Source organism: Oscillibacter sp. UBA6647 (assembly GCA_002455655.1).
Classification (GTDB): Bacteria; Bacillota; Clostridia; order Oscillospirales; family Oscillospiraceae; genus Oscillibacter.
On the sequence record DKLF01000066.1, the window covers coordinates 1 to 6665 of the forward strand.

4 protein-coding genes are annotated in these 6665 nt (G+C 58.4%); all 4 read right to left on the minus strand.

Going from position 1 to position 6665, the window contains the following annotated elements; genetic code table 11:
- Window positions 1–44 precede the first annotated feature (44 nt).
- Genes B2W96_RS04940 through B2W96_RS04955 form a run of 4 tightly spaced genes read right to left on the minus strand, consistent with a single transcriptional unit; the run spans window position 45 to window position 6532 of the window.
- Entirely contained in the window at window positions 45–1994 is a 1950-nt protein-coding gene (locus tag B2W96_RS04940; protein ID WP_293009127.1) for a complex I subunit 5 family protein, read from the minus strand.
- Between the two features lie 16 nt (window positions 1995–2010).
- The gene (locus B2W96_RS04945; protein ID WP_293009129.1) at window positions 2011–3495 is read right to left on the minus strand and encodes a complex I subunit 5 family protein; all 1485 of its coding nucleotides are present in this window, start codon (window positions 3493–3495) and stop codon (window positions 2011–2013) included.
- 28 nt (window positions 3496–3523) lie between these two features.
- Window positions 3524–4969, minus strand: coding sequence for a complex I subunit 5 family protein (locus tag B2W96_RS04950; protein WP_293009131.1), 1446 nt, complete (start codon window positions 4967–4969; stop codon window positions 3524–3526).
- A 48-nt stretch (window positions 4970–5017) separates the two neighbouring features.
- Complete coding sequence (locus B2W96_RS04955; protein WP_293009133.1) at window positions 5018–6532, minus strand: complex I subunit 5 family protein; 1515 nt, start codon at window positions 6530–6532, stop codon at window positions 5018–5020.
- Window positions 6533–6665: the final 133 nt, after the last annotated feature.

Sequence of the window (6665 nt, forward strand, 5' to 3'; positions counted from 1 at the left end):
GCCATCAGCTTCCCGCCCGTTTTTATTCTGTTCCCGTGCAGACATTACCCGGTAAAAAAGATATAGGACAGCGCCCCCACCAACCCGATTCCCGCCAGCGTCAAATCGAAGGCAAAGGTTTCACCAATTAAAAACCGCTTGGGTTTACGCGCATATACGCCGAAATTTTCGTTCTTCTTGGGTACGAAGATGCCGGGTGCCTTCAGATACAGCAGCTTCTCCCCCACCACTACCAAAAGATCGCCAAGGCCCGCAGCCGTCCGGGCGCACATCGCCCCAAGGAACGCAAGCCCCCGCACGGCGGGACGGTATACCAGCTCCTCCAAATCCAAACCTTTGGGCCACCGCTCCAGGTATACGGTTCCCTCTGCGGTCTTCCTGCACAGCGCCAGCCGCACAATCAGCAGATATACCACCACGCCGATACCAAGAGAAATCAGCGCCCCCTGCAAATTCACCCATGAAAAATAGCGGAATAGCCCGTGACTTTCCCCCGCCCGCAGAAACACGGAGGACCGCTCCGCGATCACCTGCATGGAAACCCAGGGCGTCAACCCAAAGGTCACCAGTAAAAACGTCGTCAATCCTACCGCCAGACCCGTAGCCGGGGTCATGTACTCACGGGCGCTGAATCTCTGCCGCTCCGCTCGCTTTTCTACAAAAATTGCCACAAACAGCTTTGTCATATAGGCCGCCGTCAGCCCCCCGGAAATTAAAAACAGCCATTCCACGGTCTGAAACCCGGCCGCAGAGCTTCCTGTGTGCTCCAGATAGTGAACGTATTCCACAATGCTCTCGTGCAGCAGTGTCTTGCTGATATAACCCGAGGTTCCCGGTATGCCCACAATCGCCGCCGCGCCCACAAAAAATATCGCTTTCAGCATGGGCCTGTTCCGTCCCCAGCCCCGCAGCTCGTTTAAGTCCAGCGCGTGGGTCGCCAGATAAATCACGCCCGCCGACACAAACAGCACCAGCTTAATCAGCCCGTGATTCATCATGTGCAGCACAGTGCCCCATGCCGCCAGAGCATTGTCCTCCCCCAGATACCCCTGCATGGCAACGCCAATCAGGATAAACCCGATCTGAGACATGGACGAGCAGGCCAGTGCCCGCTTCAGATTGACGGAGAACAGCGCCAGTACCGCCCCCAGCACCATGGTCACGGTTCCTGAGATAAGAAGCACCCCGTTCCATTCGACGCTTGAAAAAAGCAGATACCGGGAAATGATTAAAATCCCGAAAATTCCGCTCTTGGTCAAAATTCCGCTCAGCAGGGCCGAGGCCGGGGCCGGGGCCACGGGATGGGCCTTGGGCAGCCAGATGTGCAGGGGAACCATGCCCGCCTTCGCACCAAAGCCCGTCAGGCAGAACAGACCCGCCGCCAGCAGTTCTCCCCGCCGTCCGTCCTCCAGCGACGCCACCAGTGCGGGCAGCTCCCGAAACACCAGCGACCCCAGCAGATGGTTCAGCATCAAAAGCCCCACCAGCAGCATCATTCCCCCAAACACCGCCACCGCCAGATAGGTCTGTCCGGCCCGCAATGCGTCGGGATTCTCATTCTGCGCCACCCAGACATAGGAAGCAAAGGACATTATTTCAAAAAATATAAACAACGTGAAAAAATCCGCCGCCAGAAATACGCCCATCAACGCCCCCAGCGTCACAATCCATGCGCAGTAGTAGCGGTTCACGCCCTCCCGGTCCGCAAAATATTCCTTGCTGGGCAGCGCCGTCATCAGCCATAAAAACGCCGCCAGAACAGCCATGGTCGTGTGGAGGCTCCCCGCCTCAAACCGCAGCCCCAGTCCGCACAATTGAGGGAGCACCACCGTTCCCGGCGCAAAGAGAAGCAGCAGCGCCGCAAGAATCTCCACGCCCGGAATAATGCGGACATACAGATTGCGGTACTCGCGTCCTCTTCTTCGCATGGGGTATACGAAATACGCCGCCAGAAACGGAAAAAACACCAAAAACAGCAGTAAAAATGAACTCATTCAGTGTTTTCTCCTTTCATAGCGTATTCAGACTCACCGCCTGCAAAAATTCAATCAGCGGCGCGGAAAACAGCGCCAGTACAATTCCCGCTGCCGCCAGCACCATCAGCGGAATAGTCATCGCCGGACCCGGGTCATGGATTTTGGAAAGCGCCTCATGGTCCACCGCGCCCACCGGGAACCAGGCCCGCACAAATATTGTCATCATATATAGAGTGGTCAGCAGTGTGGACAAAATCAGAGCCCCAATTCCGAAATAGGCCCACGGGTTCTCCGAGATCACCGCCGCCGTGCAAATCATCCACTTTCCCACAAAGCCCCCCAAAGGCGGCACGCCGATCAGGGCGAAGGCCGACACGGTAAACGTCCCGAATACCACCGGCATCCGTCGCCCCAATCCCTCGAATTCATAGATATACTCCCGCCCACTCTTTTGGATAATGGAACCGGCGCAGCAGAACATGGTAATTTTCACCACCGCGTGATACACCATGTGGGTCAGCGCGCCCACCAACCCCGCGGGCAGCATCAGCGTCAGCGAAAAAAGAATGTAGCTCAGGTTGCTCACCGTGGAAAAAGCCAGCCGCCGCTTCAGGTGCGGCGTGCGCAGTGCCCGGGCCGCACCGTAAATAATGGTCAGTATTGCCGCCGTCATCACCGCATACTGCGCCCAGCTCCCCCGCAGAAAATCCGCGCCGAACCCAAAGTAAATCAGCCGCAGCACCGCGAAGGCCCCCGCCTTCACCACTGCCACCGCGTGAAGCAGAGCGGACACCGGCGTAGGTGCCACAGACGCGTCCGGCAGCCATCCGCCGAAGGGAAATACCGCTGCTTTCACGCCAAAGCCGAAAAACGCAAGGACAAACACCGCCCACAGCGTCGTCTCGTTTCCCGCCGCCTTTGCAAGGTCCAGCACGCCGCCGTAGGTAAAGTCCAGCGTCGTCCCATAACGCAGCAGAAATACGATGCCGATAAAGGCAAACGCCGCCCCCGACAGGGAATACACCAGGTATTTTCTCCCAGCGTACCGGGCCTTTTCGTCCATAAAGTGCATCACCAGCGGCAGAGTCGCCAGCGTCAACAGCTCATAGAACAGATATAGGGTGAGAAAATCCTCCGCAAACGCAATCCCCAGCACCACGCCAAAGCTTGCAATCCAGAACCCGAAAAATCGGCTTTCGTGTCCCTCGTGGGACATGTAATCCAGACTGTACAGCGTAATCAGCGGCCACAGGGCCGACACAATGGCCCCATATACCATTGAGCACCCATCAATCCGCAAAGAGATGGAAAACTCACTGGAAAACCGCACCAGCGTGCAGGCCGGAGCCGTGTCCGCCATCGCCGCCGCAATGATGGCGGCAAAGGAAAGCCCCGCCGTCAGCAGCACGGAGCCCATGATATAGGCATTGCGCACCTTGCGTTCTCCCGGCTGTAAAATCGTCAGCCCAATACCCAGCGCCACAGAAATCAAGATGGGCAGCGCCTGAAGCCATTGCATCCGCACGCCTCCTTTCCCTTCAGTCTAATCAGAATATCTGCGGCAGCAGCGCGGAAATCCACGCCTGCAAACCGTTTGGAAACAATCCCAGTACCAGCACCGCAATGCTCATTACCAGCATGGGCGCCGTCATCAGCGGACCCACCTCCCTGCGTTCCACCAGTACGTCTCTTCCAGGGAAAAATCCCCGCACCACAATGGGCAGCAGGTATCCGGCGGTCATCAGCGCCGATAAAATCAGCATCGCCACACCCACATACCCCAGCGTCCGGACCTCAAAATCCAGCGCGGCGGAAGCCAGATACCACTTACTGATAAACCCGCTCATGGGCGGAATTCCAATGATGGACAGCGCCGCGGCGGAAAAGCATACCATAGTCCTTGGCATCCGCTTCCCGATGCCTGCCAATTGATCCACGTGGGTGAAATTGGTGGCCACAATAATGGCTCCCGCTGCCAGAAACAAGGTGTCCTTTGCCAAAGCATGGAAGGTCATCTGCAAAAGCGCGCCCCGCACGCCTCCCGGAGTAAGCAGCAGCAGTCCGAACAGCACATAGGACACCTGACTCACCGTGGAATATGCCAGCCGCTTCTTGAGAATCTTTTCCTTCAGCGCCAGCATGGACCCCGTAAACACTGTGCACAGCGTCAGAGCGATCAGCGCATATTGCGCCCAGCTCCCCCGCAGAAACTCCGCGCCGAACAGATAATACGTCACCCGGATAATGGCCAGCACGCCGCCCTTGGTAATCACGCCGGACAGCACGGCGGAGGCCGGCGCCGGGGCCACGGGATGGGCCGTGGGAAGCCACGCCTGCATGGGCATCATGCCCGCCTTGGCGCCAAAGCCTATGGTCATCACCAAAAACACAATCAGGAGCAGAGGCCTGTGGGCCGCCGCCAGCGGCAGATTCAGCGCGCCGCCGCCGGTAAAGCTCTGGTCCGTCAAAAAGTGGGACAGGAAGAAATATCCCGCCAGCGCCATCCCCGCGCCAAATACGGAATATCCCAGATACTTCAGTCCCGCCCGCCGCGCCGCAGGCGTTCCGCCATGCAGCACCAGCGGCGCCGTCAAAAGCGTCATCAGCTCGAAAAACATGTACAGCGTCACAAAGTTGTCCGCCAAGGCAAGACCCATCAGCGTCCCCATGGTCATGGTGTAAAAGCCCTGAAACTGCTGGCCCTTTCCCCCGTGCCGGAGATACGGCTCGGCAAATATCGCCACCGGAAGCCAGATTCCTGAAATCAGCACCATAAAAAACTTTCCAAGAGAGTCGCTTTGCAGCGCCAGATATAGGGACCCCTCAATGGTCATCAGCCGCAGCGACTGCTCCGGCAGCACGCACAAAAGCCCCGCCGCCGCCGCCGTAAGCACGGTCAGCCCCAGCGTCAGCCGGTTGCGAGTCTTCTCATCCCTCTCCCGGAAGACGAACACGCCTCCGAGTATCGGCAGCAAAATCGGTAGTAACAGCAAAGCGGTTCTCCCCTCGCAAAATTTCGGTTCTCTTCGCCGACTCGGCGCTCACATCAGCCGGATGCCCGCATAAATCACATTCATCACCGGATGATAGACAATACCCAGCAGGAAAATCAGGCAGATAAACAGGGCGGACGCCGTGAAGAAAGAGCGATCAAAGCGCGTGTCCTCCGGCTCCACGTCATGCATGACCTCCCGGATTTCCTCCCAAGGAGGCCGCACCCAGATGGCCAGCGTCGCCGGCACATAGTACAGCGCGTTCAGCACCGTGGAAACCGCGATGGTCAACAGCACCGCCGCCACGTAGGGTGACTCCAGCGCCGCCTCCGAAAGGTAGAGCTTGGATACAAACCCCCCCAGCAGGGGAATGCCGATCATGCTCAGCGCGCCCACAGTAAAACCCACTCCCGCGCCAAAATCCCGGTAGGCGCTACCTCGCAGGTTTTTCAGGGACCGGTGATGCCCGCTGACTTCGGAGAGCCGCCCGGCGCAGAGAAACAGCAGCGGCTTGCAGGCCGCGTGGACTAAAATATGAAAGCACGCAGCCGCCACGCCAAACTCCGTTCCAAGCCCCAGCCCCATAAAAATATACCCAATCTGCGCCACCGAGGAGTTTGCCAGCATCCGCTTCACGTGATATTCCCGCATGGCCGCCAGGGACCCGAAAATCATCCCCAGCATCCCCGCAATCAGCAAAATGCGGGTCACGCCCACCTCGCGCATCAGCTCCAGCCCGAACACCCGCGTCATCAGCGTGATAATCAGCACCACATAGCCCTTCAGCACAATGCCTGACAGAATCGCCGAGGAGGACGAGGTGGCTCCGCCGTGCGCATCCGGCAGCCACAGGTGGAAGGGAAACATGGCGCTCTTGATGCCAAGGCCCACCACCATCAGCCCGATGGACACAATCAGGGGCCTGTGATACTGTCCCAGCTCCGCCAGAATCTCCACCGCCCTTGCCAGCGGCTCCATCAGAAGATACCCGCCAATGCTGTCCAGCAGGGCAAGGCCGATCAGAAACAGGCCGGAGCCTAAAAGGCTCATAAACAGATAGCGGATGGTAGCGATGAGATTCGGTCCCGTGTCCTTTGCCATCACCATGGCGCAGGCCGCGATGGTGGTAATCTCGATAAACACATAGGCGGTAAACATGTCGTTGGTGTAAATCAGCGCCAAAATTCCCGCCAGCATCAGGTCCGCCATCACGAAATACAGTCCCTGCTTCTCCGGCAGAATGTCATGCGACAGCCCCCGTCCGCCGCCCAACAGCGACAGGCCCATCACAATGGAAAAGGTCGTCGCCAGCAGCGCCTGCAACGGTCCCGCCTTGATGGCATTTCCGTAAGGCGCGGCAAACCGCCCCATGGAGTACACAAAGCTCACATCCCGGGTGTACACATAGTACAGCAGCACCGCCGACAGCATGGCAGTCACAGCCGTCATCGCCAGCGCCAGTACATAGGCCCTCCGCCCATCCCGAATCACCGAGGACAGCACGCCGCAGAAAATGGCGGCAAACATGCTGAGAAAGGGGAGATTTTCATAGAAAGGGCGCATCAATCCTCCTCCTTCTTGGCCCGCTCCAGCAGTTCGGGCAGCTCAACGGTTCCATACCGCTGGTAGATGCGCTGCACCAGCGCCAGAGAAAACGCCGTCACGCTGACGGACACCACGATTCCCGTCAGCACCA